Origin of the sequence: Cupriavidus gilardii (assembly GCF_013314895.1) — a bacterium.
GTDB classification, from domain to species: Bacteria; Pseudomonadota; Gammaproteobacteria; order Burkholderiales; family Burkholderiaceae; genus Cupriavidus; species Cupriavidus gilardii_C.
Genome location: NZ_JABTYE010000009.1, coordinates 112,917 through 130,130 on the forward strand (window position 1 = coordinate 112,917; position 17,214 = coordinate 130,130).

A 17,214-nucleotide genomic window follows, 5' to 3' on the forward strand; every position below is an offset into this window, starting at 1 on the left:
GGTGCCGCCGTCGTGCTGGAAGGCTAGCCGCCCTTGGCGGTGCGCCCGGCGATGACGCCCAACGCTGGGCCCCGGCCCCGCATCGCCAAGGCGGCGAGCGGACGCGCCAATACCGTGGTCGCCAGCGCCATCCACAACAGGCCGGAGAACGCTGGACCGGCGATCAGGCCGGCGTCCAGCAGGATTCCCAGCACCACGACCTCGACCAGGCCCTTGGTCTGCAGCAGCGCTCCCAGCGTCCATGCCTCGCGCCAGCCCAGCCCGGCGAGCCGCGCGGGCACGGCCACACCGACGGTCTTGCCGACCACCGCCACCGCCACCGCGATCGCGAATACCCGCAGCACTTCGCCGTCGGCCATGCCGACCGTGGTGCGCAGGCCGGCCGCCAGAAAGAAGAACGGCAGCAACACCACCACCGTCGCCGGCTCGAGCAGCTTCCTGATCGGCGACGCATGTTGGCGCGGCCATAGCAGCCCGGCGACAAAGCCTCCCATCACATGGTGCAGTCCGACCAGTTCCGACAGGAAGGCCGACACCAGCACCGTGACCAGCGCCACCGCCAGCAGCGGCTCGGCGTGCCAGCCATCGCGCGACAGCCAGCGCGCCAGCAGCGGCCGCGCGACCAGCAGGCAGGCAGCCAGATAGCCCAGTGCCAGCACTGCCACGCGCACCGGCCCGGCGCCTTCGCCATGGCCGACCAGCACCACCGCCAGCGCCAGCCACACCACGCCGTCGGTCAGCGCGGCACAGCGCAGCGCCAGATGGCCCATGCCGGTACTGGCCATCCCCATCTCGCGCAGGATCGCCGCGAGCACCGGCAGCGCGGTCACCGCGCTGCACAGCCCGAGCGCCAGCGCGAAACCGGTCGGGCCGGCATTCGGCCCGGCCAGTTGCGGCAGGTCCGTCACCAGCCAGGCCCCGGCAGCGGTGCCCAGCGCAAACGGCAGCACGATGCCGCCCGCGCCCGCGGCAACCGCGGCGCGCGGTTGGCCGCCCAGCTCCGTTTCACGCAGGTGCAGGCCGGTCAGGAAACAGAACAGCGTCACCGCGAGCCATTGCAGACCGCCCAGCATCGACAGGGCCTGCGGACCGAACAGCGTCGCCCACGTTTCGGGGAAGAAGCGTCCCAGGCCGGTGGGTCCGAGGCCGATGCCGACCAGGATCTGCACCACGACCAGCGGCAGCACGCGGCCCTTGCCGAACAGCCGCCACAGCGCGTAGGGCAGGCCGACGACGATGGCGGCCTGCAGAAAGAAAACGGCGGCCCCGTTCACCAGCGGCCCTCCCGAATCTGCGCGACCAGCGCGATCAGCTCGCGATCCAGTGCGCGGTCCCGCTCGATAAAGGGAATGGCCGCGTTCAGCCGCTGCTCGAACGGGTCGAGCGCCGCGGGGGGCGTACCGCCGGCGCGCCGGCGCAGCGCCATGCCCTGTCGCACGGCCACCAGCATCGCGGCGGCAACCTGTTCGCTCAGTTCGAGCACGCGCAGGCAGTCGCGCGCGGCAATCGTGCCCATGCTGACCTTGTCCTGGTTGTGGCATTCGGTCGAGCGCGAGAACGACGCCGCCGGCATGGTCGCCTTCAGCGCCTCCGCGGTCCACGCCGACACGCCGATCTGCAGTGCCTTCAGGCCGTGGTTCAGGCAGGCATCGTCGCCGGTGGCGCCCGACAGATTGGCGGGCAGGCCGTGATTGTGGCGCGGGTCGGCCAGCAGCGCGAACTGGCGGTCGAGCAGATCGGCGACGCTCGCCACCGCCGCCTTGAGTCCGTCCATCGCGAAGGCGATATGGCCGCCGTAGAAATGGCCGCCGTGCAGCACGCGCTCCTGGTCCGGATCGACCAGCGGATTGTCGTTGGCGCTGTTCAGCTCGGTCTCGATCCATTGCCGCGACCAGTCCAGCGCATCCTCGAGAACGCCGATCACATGCGGCGCGCAGCGCAGCGAATAGCGGTCCTGCAGCCGGTGCGCGTGGCGCGGCGCCTGCACGTCGCCCAGCCAGCCGCGGATGGCGGCGGCCGCGCGCAGCTGCCCCGGGTGCGGCTTGGCCGCGAACAGCGCGGGATCGAAATGATAGGGATTGCCGTCGGTCGCGGCGACCGCGCCGGCGGTGATCGCACAGGCCAGCTCCGCCAGCTGGCGCGCGCGCTGCCACGCCAGGCAGGCCAGGCCCGTCATCACCGCGGTGCCGTTCATGATGGCCAGCGCTTCCTTCGGGCGCAGTCGCAGCGGCGCGCGCCCAAGCTGCGCCAACGCATCGGCCGCGGCCATGCGTCGCCCTTCAACCATGACATCGCGCTCGCCGCACAGCACCGCGGCGACATAGGACAACGGCGTCAGATCGCCGCTGGCGCCGACCGAGCCTTCGGCCGGGATGCACGGCAATACATCGTTGGCCAACAAGGCGGCCAGCTGTTCCAGCAAGGCCGGGCTGACCGCGGAATACCCCTGGCACAGCGAGGCCAGGCGCGCCGCCAGCACCGCACGGGTCTCGTCGGCATCGAGCAGGCGGCCCAGGCCGCAGCCGTGAAAGGTGTACAGGCGCGGCGGCAGCTGGTCCGCCATCGACACCGGCACCTCGACGCCGCAGGAATCCCCGTAGCCGGTCGTGACCCCGTAGATGCGGCCCTCCTCCGCGAGCAGCCGGTCGAGAAACGCCATGCCGCGCTCGATGCGGGCGCGGAATGCCGGGGATGTCGACAGGCCCGCCACCGCATCGCGGCGGGCCAGCGCGGCCACGTCCTCCACCGTCAGGGGCGTGCCGTCGAAGATGACGGCTGCGGGACGGACGCTGCCGGCCGAGCCTGAGCCGGCGTCGGAGGAGGACTGCGAAGAGATGCGCATGATCGGGGTATTCGTTTGGAAATTGGATCGAAGATCGGGACGATCAGTGCGGCGCAGACGCCGCCGATCGTTGCGGGCGATCGGCGCCCGGGCCTGGCATCGCCACCTGCCAATGGCGCATGGCATCGGGCGGGGTGCTGCCGTGATCCAGTTCGGTTGGCAACGGGTCGCCGACCACGGCAACGACGGTGTCGCCATGCCACCAGCTGCATCCGTTGGACCGGACGTCGATGTGCGCGGACCCGGCGGGCCGGATGCAGGCGCGATGGCCCAGCATGGTCGAGAACAGTTCACCGCCACGGCACTTGAGCGCGGCTTCCTTCAAGGTCCACGCTTCCAGGGCGAGCGTCTCGGTGTCGTCTTCACGCTCGGCAAGCATCCCGTTTCGTTCGGTGGCGCTGGTGATCGCCTCGAGCAGCGCCGCGCGGGATCGTCCGGACTGGCGCACCTCCAGATCGAGACCGAGCGGGCGATCGCCGACGGCGCACGCGACACTGTCGCCGCCATGCGCGATCGAAAGATGCTTGTCGGCATGGCCCGCCACGCGCGGCGCACCATCCGGCGATGCCTCGATCGTCCAATCGTCGGGCACGCCGCCGAACCGTTCCGCCAGCAACGCGCGGGCCAGCCATCGCCCGGCGACGAACTGGGCCGCGCGCCGCGGCGCAGGGATGTTGGCCAGACGGGCGCGCTCGGCCGGCGACAGCCAGGCGTGGGCATCCGCGCCCACGCCTGCCATCAGGGCGCTGACCGATTGCAGCCGGATGAAGATCGTCACGCGCCGGCGCCCGGGACTCGGCTGTTCACCTCAGTTGCCCACGCGGGCGTAGTCGCCCTTGAGCGCGACACCGACCACCACCGCGCCGGCATGGCACTCGTACTGATCGGCGCTGGCCATCTCGTTCTTCTTGTAATAGCTGACCAGGTTGACGACGGCGTTGGCGTCCATCGTCTTCGCCTTGTCCTGGAACGACAGCAGCGCGGACAGCGCGGCCCAGCGGCAGGCTTCCTCATCGCTCTTGCCCACGCCGTTGGTCTTGCGGTTCGACACGTCGCTGCCCTTGGTCTCCAGCACCTTGGGCGTGCGCTGGCCGGCGAAGAAGAAGCGCACCGAACCGTCGAGCTTCTCCCTGGCCTCGGGCATGTTCAGTACGTCCTGGATGGGCAGCAGGTACTTGGTGTCGCGGGCGCTGGCCGGGGCGCTGACCAGCGCGCCGGCCGCGATGGCGGCGAGGACTGCATAGTGACCGCACGTCTGAGCGAACTTCATGATTTTCCTTGTCGTTGTCGAGGTTCAAGAAAGCAGGCGCGAGACGGACCGTTCAGTCCGTCCAGCGCCGGAACACCAGGGAGGTGTTGATGCCGCCAAAGGCGAAGTTGTTGCTCATCGCGTGGTCGACGTCGAGCACGCGTCCGTCGCCGGCGATGTAGTCCAGCGGCGCGCAGCGCGGATCGGGCGTGGCCAGGTTCAGCGTCGGCGCGAACCAGCCCGCCCGCATCATCTCGATGGTCAGCCACGCCTCCAGTGCGCCGCACGCCCCGAGCGTATGGCCGAGATAGCTCTTCAACGAGCTGATCGGTACGCCGGCGCCCAGCACGGCATGGGTCGCGTGCGACTCCGCCACGTCGCCGTGGTCGGTCGCGGTGCCGTGCGCATTCACATAGCCAATGCGGGACGGATCGATGCCGCCGTCGCGCAGGGCCAGCCGCATCGCCTGCGCCATCGTGTCGGCATTGGGCTGGGTCACGTGGGCGCCGTCGCTGTTGGTGCCGAAGCCGACCACCTCGGCCAGGATGCGGGCGCCGCGCGTGCGCGCGTGCTCGAGCTCTTCCAGCACCAGCGTGCCGGCGCCCTCGCCCAGCACCAGGCCGTCGCGCTCGGCGTCGAACGGGCGCGGCGTGGTCTGCGGCGCGTCGTTGCGCGTGCTGGTCGCGAACAGCGTGTCGAATACCGCCGCCTCGGTGGGGTCGAGTTCCTCCGCACCGCCGGCGAGCATCGCGACCTGGCGCCCCGCGCGAATGGTCTCGTAGGCGTAGCCGATGCCCTGGCTGCCCGAGGTACAGGCGCTCGAGGTCGTCAGGATGCGGCCGGTGATGCCGAAGAACACGCCGATATTGACAGCGGTCGTATGCGGCATCATGCGGATGTAGGTGGTTGCGCTGACGCCCTCGGTCGAGCAGTCCAGCAGCATCCGGCCGAAGTCCGCGACGGCTTCGGGCGTGCCCGTGGACGAACCGTAGGCAATGCCCAGTTCGCCGCTGGTGACCAGCGGATCGCCATACAGCCCGGCGTCGCGCAGCGCCGCCTCGCTGGCCAGCACCGCCATCAGCGCCACGCGGCCCATGCCGCGCGTGCGCTTGCGCGTGTAGTGCGCCGGCGTCTCGAATTCGGGGACCGGCGCGGCCAGCTGCGTGTTCAGCCCCTTGTACTTGCTCCAGTCCTCCATCCTGACGACGGCGCTCTGGCCGGCGCGCAGCCGTGGGGCGACCGTGGCCCAGTCGTTGCCCAGCGCGCTGATGGCGCCGACACCGGTGACGACGACGCGCTTCATCCGAACATCCCTCCGTTGACCGAGATCACCTGGCGCGTGATGTAGCCCGCGTCGGCCGACAGCAGGAAGGCGACCGTCGCGGCCACCTCGTCGGGCGTGCCCATGCGGCGCGCCGGAATCAGGCGCAGCGCCTCGTCGCGGACGGTCGCGTCGATCATGTCGGTGTCGATCAGGCCCGGGGCCACGCAATTGACGGTGATCTGGCGCTTGGCCAGCTCGATCGCCAGCGCCTTGGTGGCACCGATGATGCCGGCCTTGGCGGCGCTGTAGTTGGCCTGCCCGCGGTTGCCGACCAGGCCGGACACCGACGACAGCGTGACGATGCGCCCCGGTGCACGCCGCTGGACCATCGGCATCACGACCGGGTTCAGCACGTTGTAGAAGGCATCGAGATTGGTATGGATGACTTCATCCCACTCCGCGCCCGTCATCGCCGGGAAGGCGGCGTCGCGCGCGATGCCCGCATTGCACACCACGCCGTAATAGGCGCCGTGCGCATCGATGTCCTGCTGCAGGGCCTGCGCTGACTGCTCGCGATCGGCCACGTCGAAAGCCAGCACGCGCGCGGCGCGCCCGAGGCTGCGCACCATGTCCGCGACCGATTCGGCCTCGTCGCGCCGCGAGCGGCAGTGCACTACGATGTCATGGCCCTCGCGTGCGAGCCGCAGCGCGATGGCGCGGCCGATGCCGCGCGAGGAGCCGGTCACGAGGACGGTGTGGTCGCTCATGGCTTGTGTCCTTGCAAGAAGGCCTGCGCGTCGGCAGGCTGGAAGACGGAAACGTTGGCGCGGGCGACCTCGCGCCCGTCCATGTCGATGGCGCACGAGAACATGCCCAGCCCGTTATCGCCGATCAGCTCGACGCGGGCGGTGATGGTCAGCACGCTGCCGCGGGGAAAGGCCGGCACGTCACAGGCATAGCGGCGCGAGCCGAGCAGAAAGCCGATCGCGGGCGCATTGCCGGCGCGGCGCTCGCGCGCGCCGGACCACGCGGCGATGGTCTGCGCCATGTATTCGACGCCGACCCAGGCCGGCATGCCTTGCGCGTCGACGAACAGCTGTGTCGGCCGTACGGTGGCGCGGGCGATCGCGTGATCCTCGTCCGCATGGAGCAGCGCATCGAGCAACAGCATCGCGCCGCCATGGGGCACCATGGCGGCAATGCCGCCAGGCGCGTCGTGGGCCGCGGGAACGCCGGCAGCCGTGGTAGCCATGGTGTCGGTCATGGTCGTGTTGATGGTCATCGTCGTCACGCCGCGCCGAGGAGCAGCGCGCAGTTGCTGCCGCCAAACGCGAACGAGCTGCTCAGCGCATGGCGGGGCGCGCAGCCCAGCCGTTCATGCGGCCCCACCAGCCGCAATGCCGGCAGCGCGGGATCGGGCACACCGTCCCACCAATGCGGCGGCAGTCGGCCGTGCGGGTTGTCGACCAGGGTCAGCCACAGCAGCGCGGCCTCGATCGCGCCGGCCGCACCGAGCGCATGGCCGGTCATCGGCTTGGTCGAACTGGCGGGCACGTCGGCGCCGAGCACTGCATGCACCGCGCGCGACTCCATCGCATCGTTGTGTTCGGTGCCGGTGCCGTGCAGGTTCAGATAGTCGATCTGCGCCGGCGCGAGACCGGCCCGCGCCAGCGCCTGCCGCATCGCCTGCTGGGCGCCCCGGCCTTCCGGGTCGGGCGCGGAAATATGGTAGGCATCCGAGCTCTCGCCCCAGCCGGCCAGGCGCACCGGTCCGGGTTCGCGCGATACCACGAACAGCGCGGCGCCCTCGCCCAGATTGATGCCGGCGCGATGGGCGGAGAACGGATTGGCGCGCGCGGCGGACACCGCCTCCAGCGCGCTGAACCCGCCGATCGTGAAGGGGCACAGCGAATCCGCGGCACCCGCGATCACCGCGTCGGCGATGCCCGCGTTCAACAGCCGTGCCGCAGCCGCCAGCGTCTTCGCACCGGACGAGCAGGCGGTCGACAGCGTGTACGCCGGACCGCGCGCGCCGAGCTGGGCGGCGACGAAGGCCGCGGTCGTGCCCAGTTCCTGTTGCCCATAGTGGAAGGCATCCGGCCAGCGGCCCTGCGCCAGCCGCGCGCGCACTGCCGCGCCGCCCTCGCGGATGCCGGAAGTACTGGTGCCGAGCACCACGGCAACGCGCGCCGTGCCGAAGCGGTTCAGCGCGGCCTCGGCCTCAGGCCGGATCTGCGCCAATGCCTGCAGCAGCATCGCATTGTTGTGGGTCCGTTGCGACGGGGGCATATCGGCGCGCAATACCGGCGCCGATGGCAGGCTGCCGACATGCAGCGGCCTGCCCGGCGTGAAACGATCGGTGACCTCGCCACCGTGCGGGCCGTCCTCGCGCCACAGCGCGGCGCGAACTTCGTCGGCGCCGTTGCCGAGTGCGCACAGCACCCCCATGGCGTTCAGATGGATCGGCCGCGTTTTCCGTGCAGGCATCATCGCGGCACCTCCGCGCCGGCCAGCGTGCGAATGGTCAGCGCATAGCCATCGCGATATTGGGTGAAGTGCAGCGTGTCGGCCTCGGCATGCCGAACTTCCACGACTACCTCCTCGCCATGGCGCAGCACGCGCCGTCCTTCCCGTTCGCGCACGGTCCAGCCCGCCGGCAGCGCGTCCGCAACCGCGCGCAGCGGCCACAGCGACAGCTGCAGGTCGCTGAGGATGCGTTCGGGATCGAGCTGCGCGGGCGCCCAGGACGCGCGCGAGACGTCGAGCCGCGCCCCGTCCCAGTCCAGCCGGGCCAGCACCTGCCCGCCAGCCACCGCGGCGAGCCGCGTATGCGCAGCGTCGGCCTGCAGCAGCGCGATCAGCTCGCGCGTCTCGGTGACGCCGTCGGCGGTGCGGTAGCGCACCTCGATGTGCTGCTGCAAGGCAAGCGTGCGCTGTAGTGCGGCTGGCGGCAGGCGCAGCACGGGCGTCGGCGCGGCTTCCGCGCGCGGCAGCGATGGCGATGGCGATGGCGGCAGATTGCCGCAGGCCGCCAGCCAGGCGGCGAGTCCCGCGGCCGCCACGGTCCGGATCAGGCGCGGCAAAATTCCTCCAGCACGGTCAGCCGACGCCTGGACTCGACCACGAACGGGTTGCTGCGATCCCATGCGTATCCGGCCAGGATCGACGAAATCATGCGGCGGATTTCCGGGGTGGCATCGGGGTGGAAGATCAGCGTCTGGAACGAGCCCGCATACCACGCCTCGACGAACGTGCGGAAGCAATCGACTCCGGCCTTCAGCGTGCGCGCGTAGTCCTGCTCCCAATCGACCGTCTCGCCGGCAAATTCGCGGGCGATGCAGTCGACCGCCAGGCTGGCCGACTTGAAGGCGATGGTCACGCCGGACGAGAACACCGGATCGAGAAACTCGCCGGCGTTGCCGAGCAGCGCGTAGCCCTTGCCCCACAGCGAGCGGACATTGGCGGAATAGCCGGTCAAATGCCGCGCCGGCGTGTCCCAGTGCGCGTCGGCCAGCAGCGCGGCCAGGGCGGGCTCTTCGCCGACCAGCGTTTGCAGCCGCTGCATGTCGTCGCCGTCGTAACGGTCCAGGAACGCCTTCTCGGCGACCACGCCCAGCGAGCAGCGGCCATTGGAGAACGGAATCGTCCAGTACCAGACATCGACGTGCTCGGGATGCACGCTGATGCGGATCTTGTTGCGGTCGAAGGCGCCGGGCGCGACGCGGTCCTCGATATGCGTGAAGATCGCGCTGCGCACCGGAAAGTTCGAGGGCGACTCCAGATCCAGCAGGCGCGGCAGCACGCGGCCGAAGCCCGAGGCGTCCAGCAGCTGGCGGCATTCGACCTGGTACGACGCGCCATCGTCGCCGCGCACCGTGACGCGCGGACGGGCGCCGTCGAGATGGACTGCCGTGACCTGATGCCGGAAGCGGACCTCGGCTCCCTGGCGCTGCGCGTCGCGGATCAGCACATCGTCGAAGTGCGCACGCTGGACCTGGTAGGTCGTGCCCCAGCCCGGCGTGAACTTGTCGCGGAAGTCGAATTCGGTGTAGCGGTCGCCGCGGACGAAGGCGGCACCGTTCTTGTACTGGAAGCCCGCCTCGACCACCGCGCGCAGCATGCCGGCCTGCTCGATGTATTCCATGCTCTGCGGCAACAGGCTCTCGCCGATCGAGAAGCGCGGGAACGTCTCCTTTTCCAGCACCAGCACCGCGATGCCGCGCTGGCGCAGCAGCCCGGCGGCCACCGCGCCGGCCGGTCCCGCGCCGATGATCAGCACATCGACGTATTGAAGTTCCATCTGCCCCGTCTGCCCCATCTGCCCCATCTGCCCCATCTGCCCTATCTGCCCTATCTGTTCCATCGGTTCCATCTGCGTATCCTCCTGGTCGCGCGCGTTCGAGTTCAACGCGCCGCGTATTGATCGGTTGGCGCCGGCCGGAACCACGGCGACAGTATCCACACGGCGCCCACACCACTGAGCATGGTCATGCCGAACGCATGCAGCGCCGGAGTGGCCGACAGCGCCAGCAGGCCGAACGCCAGCAGCGTGCTGGCCGCACCGAGCACGATCGCGGTCCATGACACGCCGTCGCCCGGATGCTCCAGCAGAAAAATCCCGTAATCGACGCCGACGCCCAGCAGCAAGGCCAGCGCCAGCACCGAGAACAACTGCAGCGGCACGTCCAGCCAGCCCAGCATCGCGACGCTCACCGCCGCCGCCAGCAAGGTCGGCACCAGCGCGCGCCATGCCGCGCGTCCATGGCGCCAGGCCAGCAGCGCGGCGACCACGACCGCACCGGCCACCAGCAGCCAGCTCATCATCGCGCGATAGCGGGCCAGCAACGCCGAATAGTCGGCCACGCGGTCCACCCATAGCGCGCCCTCGACCGGTGCCACCGCCGCTGCGACCGCCCCCATCGCATCGCGTCGATCCAGTCCCTGCAGCAGCATCACGCTGGCATGGTCCGGCCCGATCGGCCCGAGCCATAGCTGGCGCAACGGCAGAGAGACCGGATCGGCAAGCCATGCCGGCAGCGTCAGCACCGCGCCGGCGGCCGGCGGCGCGGCCCCGGTACCTGCCGGCTCGCCCAACGCGCGGCGCACGCGGGCCCGCACCTGCTGTTCGACGTGGCCGGCCAGTGCCGCATCGGCCCGCTGCCGCGCGGCCGACGGCACCCAATCGGACAGCGCCAGCACCCCGTGCAGCTGCCCCGCGGCCAACGCCGGCGCGAGCGCACGCTTGACGGCTTCCTCGCGTTGCAACACCTGTTCCGGCGTGGCGCCGCGCACCACGATGAACTGCGCGGGACTTGGCGTGCCGAGCAGCCGGCCGGCGAGGCGTTGCGCGTCGACCAGCTGCGGCGGCGAGCTCTGCAACTGGCGCACGTCGTCGCTGACCTGCACGCGGGCCACGCCGAAGGCGATGAATGCGACAAGCAGTCCCAGCGCCAGCGCGGTGCGGCGGTGCGCTTGCACCCGCGGCCAGCGCGCCAGGCTGGCGGCCAGCCATCGCGACAGCCGCGTCGGCCGCACCGGCGCGCGGTCCAGCCACGGGAACCACAGCACCACCGTCAGGAACGCGCACACCAGGCCGGTCGCCGAGAACAGCGCCATCTGCCGCAGGCCGGGGAACGGCGCGACGCCCAGCACCAGATAGGCCGCCACGCTGGTGGCCAGCGCCAGCGCCATGCCGCCGAACAGCATCCGCACCGTGCGCGCGGGCGTCCATGTCGGCCTCGCCTGACGCATCACGAAATAATGGATACCGTAGTCCTCGGCCACGCCGACCAGACTCGCGCCGAACACCAGCGTGATCAGATGCACGCGGCCGAAGACGAGCGCGGTCACCGACAGCGCCGCGGCAGTGCCGATCGCCAGCGACAGCGCCACCAGCCCGATCGGCCGCAGCGAGCGAAAGGCCAGCCAGACCAGCAGCAGCACCGCCGCCAGCGAGCCCAGCCCGATCACGTTCATTTCGCGGTTGGCCTGGACTGCGGCGGCCTCCGCATGCAGCGGGATACCTGCCGCCACCACGCGCACGCCGCCGTCGCCATGCCGCGCGGCGCGCTCGCCGGCGTCGAGCAGCGAACGGTAATCGGATGCCCCATCGGCGGCGAAGGCGGCACGCGCGGCGTGGTATCCGAGCACCACCCATTCGGCGCCATCGCCACTGACCGTGGCCAGGCCATCGCGCTGGCGCACCGCGGTTGCGCCAGCGCGCGCCAGCCACCAATCCGGCCACAGATTCAGCGGGTCGGCCTGCCAGTCCGCCAGCCGCGGCCCGGCCGCGAACTGGTACAGCCGCGCCAGCGATTGCTGCGCGAGCGCGTCCGTATCCGCCTGCGTCAGCGTCGTGCGCTGTGCATCGGTCAGCATGCCGATCCGATACGGCCGATAGAAGTCGAGCGCCGCATCGAGGTCGAACGCCGACATCCGCGTCGACGGCTGCAGCAGCGCGCCATCGGAGGCCGCCGCCGCCGCGGCGGCAAAACGCTGCGCCGCGGCGCGGGCGCGCGGCCAGTCCGGTGCCCCCACCAGCACCACCACCTCGCGCGCCGCGTTGTCGGTCAATTGCCGTAGCGCGCGGTCCGCGACTGCGGTGCGCTCCGTCATCGGCAGCAGCGCCAGCACATCGGTATCCAGGCGGGCTTCGCGCCAGAACTGCAGCTGGTGCACGACCAGGCCGATGGCGAGCAGCAGCCAGACGAGCGCCAGCGCGCGCGCCAGGCGCGTCGGCTCGGTTCCGCGCGCGACGGCGATGGCGGCGTCAGTCAACGGCAATCTCCCGCGCCGCGTCGGCGCCGGCCGCCATCGGCGCGAGCAGGCGTACCACGGTGCTGTCGCCGCTGGCCTCCTGCAAGCGCACCTCGCGCACGAAGCGGTCGCCTGCCAGCTCCACACGCGCCAACACCCTGCGCATATCGGCATCGGTCGGCGTCAGCGCGAGTTTCCAGCCCTGTTTGCCCTGCACTTCGCCGGCCACGGCAAAGCGTTGGGCCAGCGCCGGCGCATCGGCACGCAGCACGGCCAGGATGGCTTCGAGCGCCGCGCGCAGGCCCGGTTGCGCATCGGCCTGCAATTGCTGCTGGATGCTGCCGTCGGCGCCGCGCATGGTCAGGCCCCGCGGCGTCAGCAGCAGGCTGGACGCGATCGGCGCGCGCGTATGCCAGACCAGGCCGCGGCCCCGTGCCAGTACGAAGTCGCCGCGCGAGACCAGCGGCATGGCGAAACCGGCGACCTTGCGCGTCTGCTCGAATCCGCCGCGGATCACTGGCGCATCGTCGAGCCGCGCGGCGACCTGGTCCAGCAGGCTGGCGGCATACGCCGGGGCGCCGCCGAGTGCGATCGCGGCGAGGACAATCTGCCGGGCCATGCGCGACGCCATACGCCACAGCCGCGCGGTCACGATGCCACTCCCAGGCGTTGTGCCAGCACCGGCGGGCAGACGTAGCTCATCTCGCCGGTGGCGATGTCGACCGGCACCTGGATCGTGTAGCCGCGCGTCAGCCGCCGGCCGCTGGCCGCGTCGCGAATCTCGTAGTCGATCTTGAGCCGGTGCTCCCACTCGACGATGGTGGCCCGCACGATCGTTTGCTGCCCATAGACCAGCGGCCGGATGTACTTGATGCGCATGTCGACGACCGGCCAGGCATAGCCGGAATCGCGCATGGCCGGGTAGTCGTAGTCGAAGCGGGACAGCAGCGCGCAACGGGCCAGTTCGAAATAGCGCGCGTAGTTGCCATGCCAGACCACGTCCATCGGATCGAGGTCGTGGAAGGCGGGGCTCAGTGACAGTTCATGCGCGAGCGGTGCGTGCGTGGCGGACGGCGACATTGACATGGAAGCGTTGCTCAGCGGGCGTCGCCGTCGCCGGCGCCGCTCCAGAAATCGTAAAAGTTGAACCACTCGTAAGGCGAGGCACAGACCTGCACCGCCAGCCAGTCGGCATAGGCTTGTGCGTGGCGCGTCAGGGCCTGCAGCCGGCCGCCGCGCGGCAACACCACTGCCTCGGCCAGCTGCGCAAAGCGCAGCAGATGGCCGTCGCCGGCGCGCACGCAGCTCATCGCCAGCAGCGGGCAGCGCAGCAGCGCGGCCAGCGCGTACGGCCCGATCGGCATGCGGGCAGGCGCACCCAGGAAGGACACCGTCACGCTGCGCCCCCCTTCGAGCGGCACGCGGTCGCCGGCAATGGCGACAAACTCGCCGGCCTCGATCTTCTGCTGCAGCAACAGCGCGGTCGCCGGCGTGATTTCGGTCACCTGGATCAGCTGCACCACCGCTTGCGGATCGAGCCGGGACAGAATCCGGTTGAAGCGCTCGGCGTGCATCGTGTGCACCAGCACGTTGACGCGCAGCCCCGCCTTGTGGGTAGACACCACGCGGCACAGTTCCAGGCAACCCATGTGCGCGGTCACGATGACGGCGCCGCGTCCGCTGTCGCGCTGGCGCGCCATCAGTTCGGCGCCGTCGCGGCGCACCGCGTCGAAGCGGTAGCGCCCGCTGATCGCGAGCATCTTGTCGAGCAGCGTCTCGGCGAACGACAGCAGATGGCGCAGGCTGTGGCGCAGGCCCGGGACCGCGCCGGCGGCGCCGCCGTACCGATGCACGCGCCGCAGGAAGTCCACCGAGGCGCGCCGCGCGGCCGGCCTCGTCAGCCAGTAATACATCACGACGGGATACAGCAGCACGCGGAACAGCGTCCGGCCGAAGATCCTGTTGACCGCGTACAGGGACCAGATGCCCCAGACACAGGTCGACTCGGCGATATCGGCCCAATGCCGCGACCAGCGGCGGCCCGCAGCGGCGGTGTTCATGCCGCCCCCCCGAACTTGCGCGCGAGCAGCAACGGTGCGCGCAGCAGCATGCCGGCGAACAGGCGCGCGTGCATGCCGGAGATCAGCGCGTTGTCGCGCCACAGGCGGAAGTGCGACACGCCGTCGGCGGGATAAGTGACACGCACCGGCACATTGACGATACGTACGCCGCGCCAGACCAGGCGCACCAGCACCTCGATGTCGAACTCCATGCGCCGCCCCAGCGGCACGCTTTGCACCAGCGGCACCAGCGAGGCCAGCGGATAGACCCGCAGCCCGCACATCGCGTCGCGCACGGCGAACGACAGCGTATTGATCCAGACCCAGACATGAGTCAGGTAGCGGCCTATCAGCCGGGCGCGCGGCACCGACTCGTCATACACCGGACAGCCGCAGATCAGCGCCTCGGGGCGGGCCTCGGCAAGCGTCAGGAAATCGGCGATGCGGGCGCTGTCGTGCTGGCCGTCCGCGTCGATCTGCAGCACATGGCTGTAGCCGCGCCGGCGCGCGTGCAGCGCGCCCGCGATGATGGCCCCGCCCTTGCCCTGGTTGGCGGGCAGCCGCAGCAACTCGACGCGGTCCGGACGGCTGGCGGCCAGTTCGCGCAAGACCTCGGCACAGGCCGGCGCGCTGCCGTCGTCGACCAGCAGGCACGGGACCGGATGCGTCAGCACTGCGGCAAGCACCTGGCCGACCGCGTGCTCGTGGTTGTACACCGGGATCAGCACGACCGGCCTAAACATCGCTGCCTCCCGGGATGGCACCGAAGACGACGCGCCCGCTGGCATGCTGACCGACATCCGAGGCCAGCCTGAAGACAAGCGTGCTGCGTTCGGGCTGCCAGTCCAGGTCGAGGCGAACGACATCGCCGGGACGAATGACCTGCTGGAACTTGAGCGCATCGAGCTGGCGGAACGCGCTGCGCGGCGGCACCTCGAGGGCCTGCGCGGCGAGCGTCATCACCCAATCGAGCTGTGCCACGCCGGGCACGATCGGCGCCTGTTCGAAGTGGCCATCGAACACGGCCAGATCCGCGTCGATGCCGAGCAGCGCCGCGGCGCGGCCCGGCGCTTCGGCGGGCAGCCATTGCACACGCGGCAGCACGCCGCGCACCAGCTCGCGCAGCATCGCCTCGGTGGTCTTGCCCTGCGCGTTGCAGGGCAGCGCGGCCGGGAAACACCAGCGGCGCGGCAAGGCGATGGGCTCCAGCGCCTGTGCCAACGGCGCGCGCAATGCCGCGATCAGCGCCGGCCGGCCGCCCTGCGCGAGCAGCGCGGCGCCAGCAGGACTCGGCACCGCGACCACCGCGGTACGCAAGCCGATATCGAGCTCGACCGTCAGCGCGCGCACCTCTTCGATCAGCGGCGAGACCAGCAGCAATTGCTCGATGCGGGTCAGCGAGACGCGCTTTTCCTCGATCTTGACGATGCGATCGGCGCGCCCGACCAGCACGAAACTGCCGCCCTCCGCCGCTTCGACGCAATCGCTGCCGACCAGCCAGTCAGGCTCGGCCAGATGTCGCGAGCGGACCGCCAGCAGGCCGTCGTCGATGCGCCATTGGACCCCGGGCAGCGGCATCCAGGCGATGTTTCCGCCGCTGCAGGTACGCCATGCGATGCCGCCGGTTTCCGAACTGCCGTAGACCTCGATGGGCCAGAGTCCGAGATGCGCATGCGCGTCCGCGGCGGCGTCGGCGGGCAACGGGCCGCCCGACGAGAACACGGCGCGCAGCGCCCGGCGTGCGCCGGCCCAGTCGAGCGTGGCCGGCATGCGGCGCAGATGCGCCGGGCTGCTGACCAACACCGCGCCGGGCGATACGTTGGGCGCAGCGCGGACGATCTCTTCATGGAAGGCAAAGCGCGCCGCCGGCATGCGGCGTCGCGCGGCCAGCGGCCACAGCACGCAGAACAGCAGGCCGTAGATATGCTGATGCGACACCGTCGTCAGCACCTCCGTGCCGGCGCACAACGCCGCGCCGAAGGCGGTCTGCAGAGCTTGCACTTCGCAGTCGAGCTGGTCCAGCCGCTTCGGCAGCCCGGTCGGTGCGCCGGTGGAACCGGAGGTGAACAGCGTCACCGTGGTCGAGCGCGGACACAGCGAGGGCCACGACCGCGGCTCGTCCAGCAGGTCCGCTTGCCGGCCGGCAGCGCTCGGATCGGGCAGCAGGCCATCCGGCAATTCGCCGGCAAAGCCATCGACCAGCGGCCGCAGCGCGGCGAGCGTATCGGGGCGCGTATCGCCGGGCAGTACCACCTGCTTGCCGGCGTGCCACGCGCCGAACAGCGCCGCGGCGAACTCCGGGGTGGCATCGTGATAGAGCGCCCAGCGGGCGCCCTCGCGCGCGGCGAAGGCGGCGCGCCATGCGGCGACGCGATGCAGGAAAGCCGCCGCACCGAGGCCGTCGGCGACGCCGGCATCGGGCGTGCGCGCCAGCTGCCGCACCAGCTCGGGCAAGCGAACACAGTCAGTCATCATGCTTCCTTGCCAGCACGCGCCGCCGCAGCAGCCATTCGCCGGCGAACATCAGTCCGATCAGCAGATAGGCGATGCCGCCGTTGTACAGCGCCCAGACCGCGTCGCTGGCCCACCAGGCGGTCGCCAGCGCCAGCACGCCGTTGAAGACGAAGAACAGGCACCAGGCAATGGTCACGCGGCGCGTGTAGGCAACGCCGCTGGGCGGCAGGTCCGGCTCGCGCAGACGCGCGATACGCTCGACCACCGTGGGCGGATGCAGCAGGCTCCAGCCGAACACGGCCAGCATCACGCCATTGACCAGCGCGGGATACAGCTTGAGCGGCAGCGTCTCGCCGGACAGGAACACCGCGACCGCCAGCAACAGCGCGGCGGCCACCATGGCGATCCAGGCCGGCTTGCCCCGCAGCGTGCCCGCGCGCATCAGCGCCACACCCACCAGCGCGAATGCCATCACGCGCGGCGACGCATGGCGCAGCCCCGCGTAGACGATCAGCGGATAGAGCAGCGTGGCTGCCCCCGCCAGCAGCATGCGTGGCGAGACGCGCCAGCCGGTGCCGCGTGCCATCGA

The 17,214-nt window shown here is 70.8% G+C and carries 17 protein-coding genes; all 17 read right to left on the reverse strand.

Annotation, left to right across the window (positions count from 1 at the left end; translation table 11 throughout):
- Positions 1 to 23: 23 nt before the first annotated feature.
- Positions 24 to 1,274: a cation:proton antiporter gene (locus HTY53_RS11175; protein ID WP_174106592.1), complete on the reverse strand. Its 1,251-nt coding sequence runs from the start codon at positions 1,272 to 1,274 to the stop codon at positions 24 to 26.
- Positions 1,271 to 2,842 (reverse strand): HAL/PAL/TAL family ammonia-lyase, encoded by a 1,572-nt coding sequence (locus HTY53_RS11180; protein ID WP_174106594.1) that lies wholly within the window; start codon positions 2,840 to 2,842, stop codon positions 1,271 to 1,273. Before HTY53_RS11180 ends, HTY53_RS11175 begins: the two co-directional genes overlap by 4 nt.
- 43 nt (positions 2,843 to 2,885) lie before the next feature.
- Positions 2,886 to 3,620: a 4'-phosphopantetheinyl transferase family protein gene (locus tag HTY53_RS11185; RefSeq protein WP_174106596.1), complete on the reverse strand. Its 735-nt coding sequence runs from the start codon at positions 3,618 to 3,620 to the stop codon at positions 2,886 to 2,888.
- Between the two features lie 30 nt (positions 3,621 to 3,650).
- Positions 3,651 to 4,112, reverse strand: a complete 462-nt coding sequence (locus HTY53_RS11190) for an excinuclease ATPase subunit (RefSeq protein WP_174106598.1) — start codon at positions 4,110 to 4,112, stop codon at positions 3,651 to 3,653.
- Positions 4,113 to 4,164: 52 nt separating this feature from the next.
- Entirely contained in the window at positions 4,165 to 5,394 is a 1,230-nt protein-coding gene (locus HTY53_RS11195) for a beta-ketoacyl-ACP synthase (protein WP_174106599.1), read from the reverse strand.
- Positions 5,391 to 6,122 (reverse strand): 3-oxoacyl-ACP reductase FabG, encoded by a 732-nt coding sequence (fabG, locus tag HTY53_RS11200; RefSeq protein WP_174106601.1) that lies wholly within the window; start codon positions 6,120 to 6,122, stop codon positions 5,391 to 5,393. The genes HTY53_RS11195 and fabG overlap by 4 nt, the downstream gene beginning before the upstream one ends.
- The gene (locus HTY53_RS11205; RefSeq protein WP_217435581.1) at positions 6,119 to 6,637 is read right to left on the reverse strand and encodes an ApeP family dehydratase; all 519 of its coding nucleotides are present in this window, start codon (positions 6,635 to 6,637) and stop codon (positions 6,119 to 6,121) included. Before HTY53_RS11205 ends, fabG begins: the two co-directional genes overlap by 4 nt.
- Before the next feature lie 5 nt (positions 6,638 to 6,642).
- On the reverse strand, positions 6,643 to 7,842 hold the full coding sequence (locus HTY53_RS11210; protein WP_174106603.1) for a beta-ketoacyl-ACP synthase: 1,200 nt from the start codon (positions 7,840 to 7,842) through the stop codon (positions 6,643 to 6,645).
- Complete coding sequence (locus tag HTY53_RS11215; RefSeq protein ID WP_254599904.1) at positions 7,842 to 8,438, reverse strand: DUF3261 domain-containing protein; 597 nt, start codon at positions 8,436 to 8,438, stop codon at positions 7,842 to 7,844. The genes HTY53_RS11210 and HTY53_RS11215 overlap by 1 nt, the downstream gene beginning before the upstream one ends.
- Positions 8,426 to 9,655 carry an NAD(P)/FAD-dependent oxidoreductase gene (locus HTY53_RS11220; RefSeq protein WP_174106731.1) on the reverse strand — a complete coding sequence of 410 codons (1,230 nt, stop codon included), beginning with the start codon at positions 9,653 to 9,655 and terminating at the stop codon, positions 8,426 to 8,428. The genes HTY53_RS11215 and HTY53_RS11220 overlap by 13 nt, the downstream gene beginning before the upstream one ends.
- A gap of 104 nt (positions 9,656 to 9,759) precedes the next feature.
- Positions 9,760 to 12,132: an MMPL family transporter gene (locus HTY53_RS11225; RefSeq protein WP_217435582.1), complete on the reverse strand. Its 2,373-nt coding sequence runs from the start codon at positions 12,130 to 12,132 to the stop codon at positions 9,760 to 9,762.
- Positions 12,125 to 12,730 carry an outer membrane lipoprotein carrier protein LolA gene (locus tag HTY53_RS11230; RefSeq protein ID WP_254599905.1) on the reverse strand — a complete coding sequence of 202 codons (606 nt, stop codon included), beginning with the start codon at positions 12,728 to 12,730 and terminating at the stop codon, positions 12,125 to 12,127. Before HTY53_RS11230 ends, HTY53_RS11225 begins: the two co-directional genes overlap by 8 nt.
- Before the next feature lie 29 nt (positions 12,731 to 12,759).
- Positions 12,760 to 13,197 carry an acyl-CoA thioesterase gene (locus HTY53_RS11235; protein WP_174106607.1) on the reverse strand — a complete coding sequence of 146 codons (438 nt, stop codon included), beginning with the start codon at positions 13,195 to 13,197 and terminating at the stop codon, positions 12,760 to 12,762.
- Positions 13,198 to 13,208: 11 nt separating this feature from the next.
- The gene (locus HTY53_RS11240) at positions 13,209 to 14,171 is read right to left on the reverse strand and encodes an LpxL/LpxP family acyltransferase (protein WP_174106608.1); all 963 of its coding nucleotides are present in this window, start codon (positions 14,169 to 14,171) and stop codon (positions 13,209 to 13,211) included.
- Positions 14,168 to 14,914 (reverse strand): glycosyltransferase family 2 protein, encoded by a 747-nt coding sequence (locus tag HTY53_RS11245; protein WP_174106610.1) that lies wholly within the window; start codon positions 14,912 to 14,914, stop codon positions 14,168 to 14,170. Before HTY53_RS11245 ends, HTY53_RS11240 begins: the two co-directional genes overlap by 4 nt.
- Complete coding sequence (locus HTY53_RS11250; RefSeq protein ID WP_254599906.1) at positions 14,907 to 16,646, reverse strand: AMP-binding protein; 1,740 nt, start codon at positions 16,644 to 16,646, stop codon at positions 14,907 to 14,909. Before HTY53_RS11250 ends, HTY53_RS11245 begins: the two co-directional genes overlap by 8 nt.
- Entirely contained in the window at positions 16,636 to 17,211 is a 576-nt protein-coding gene (locus tag HTY53_RS11255) for a hypothetical protein (RefSeq protein ID WP_174106612.1), read from the reverse strand. The genes HTY53_RS11250 and HTY53_RS11255 overlap by 11 nt, the downstream gene beginning before the upstream one ends.
- Positions 17,212 to 17,214: the final 3 nt, after the last annotated feature.

Bases quoted from the DNA above. Each gene is read 5' to 3' on its own strand.
- HTY53_RS11195 (WP_174106599.1), bottom strand. From the start codon at position 5,394: ATGAAGCGCGTCGTCGTCACCGGTGTCGGCGCCATCAGCGCGCTGGGC.
- HTY53_RS11205 (WP_217435581.1), bottom strand. From the start codon at position 6,637: ATGACCATCAACACGACCATGACCGACACCATGGCTACCACGGCTGCC.
- HTY53_RS11255 (WP_174106612.1), bottom strand. From the start codon at position 17,211: ATGGCACGCGGCACCGGCTGGCGCGTCTCGCCACGCATGCTGCTGGCG.
- HTY53_RS11230 (WP_254599905.1), bottom strand. From the start codon at position 12,730: ATGGCCCGGCAGATTGTCCTCGCCGCGATCGCACTCGGCGGCGCCCCG.
- fabG (WP_174106601.1), bottom strand. From the start codon at position 6,122: ATGAGCGACCACACCGTCCTCGTGACCGGCTCCTCGCGCGGCATCGGC.
- HTY53_RS11220 (WP_174106731.1), bottom strand. From the start codon at position 9,655: ATGGAACTTCAATACGTCGATGTGCTGATCATCGGCGCGGGACCGGCC.
- HTY53_RS11180 (WP_174106594.1), bottom strand. From the start codon at position 2,842: ATGCGCATCTCTTCGCAGTCCTCCTCCGACGCCGGCTCAGGCTCGGCC.
- HTY53_RS11190 (WP_174106598.1), bottom strand. From the start codon at position 4,112: ATGAAGTTCGCTCAGACGTGCGGTCACTATGCAGTCCTCGCCGCCATC.
- HTY53_RS11245 (WP_174106610.1), bottom strand. From the start codon at position 14,914: ATGTTTAGGCCGGTCGTGCTGATCCCGGTGTACAACCACGAGCACGCG.
- HTY53_RS11210 (WP_174106603.1), bottom strand. From the start codon at position 7,842: ATGCCTGCACGGAAAACGCGGCCGATCCATCTGAACGCCATGGGGGTG.
- HTY53_RS11235 (WP_174106607.1), bottom strand. From the start codon at position 13,197: ATGTCAATGTCGCCGTCCGCCACGCACGCACCGCTCGCGCATGAACTG.
- HTY53_RS11250 (WP_254599906.1), bottom strand. From the start codon at position 16,646: ATGATGACTGACTGTGTTCGCTTGCCCGAGCTGGTGCGGCAGCTGGCG.
- HTY53_RS11240 (WP_174106608.1), bottom strand. From the start codon at position 14,171: ATGAACACCGCCGCTGCGGGCCGCCGCTGGTCGCGGCATTGGGCCGAT.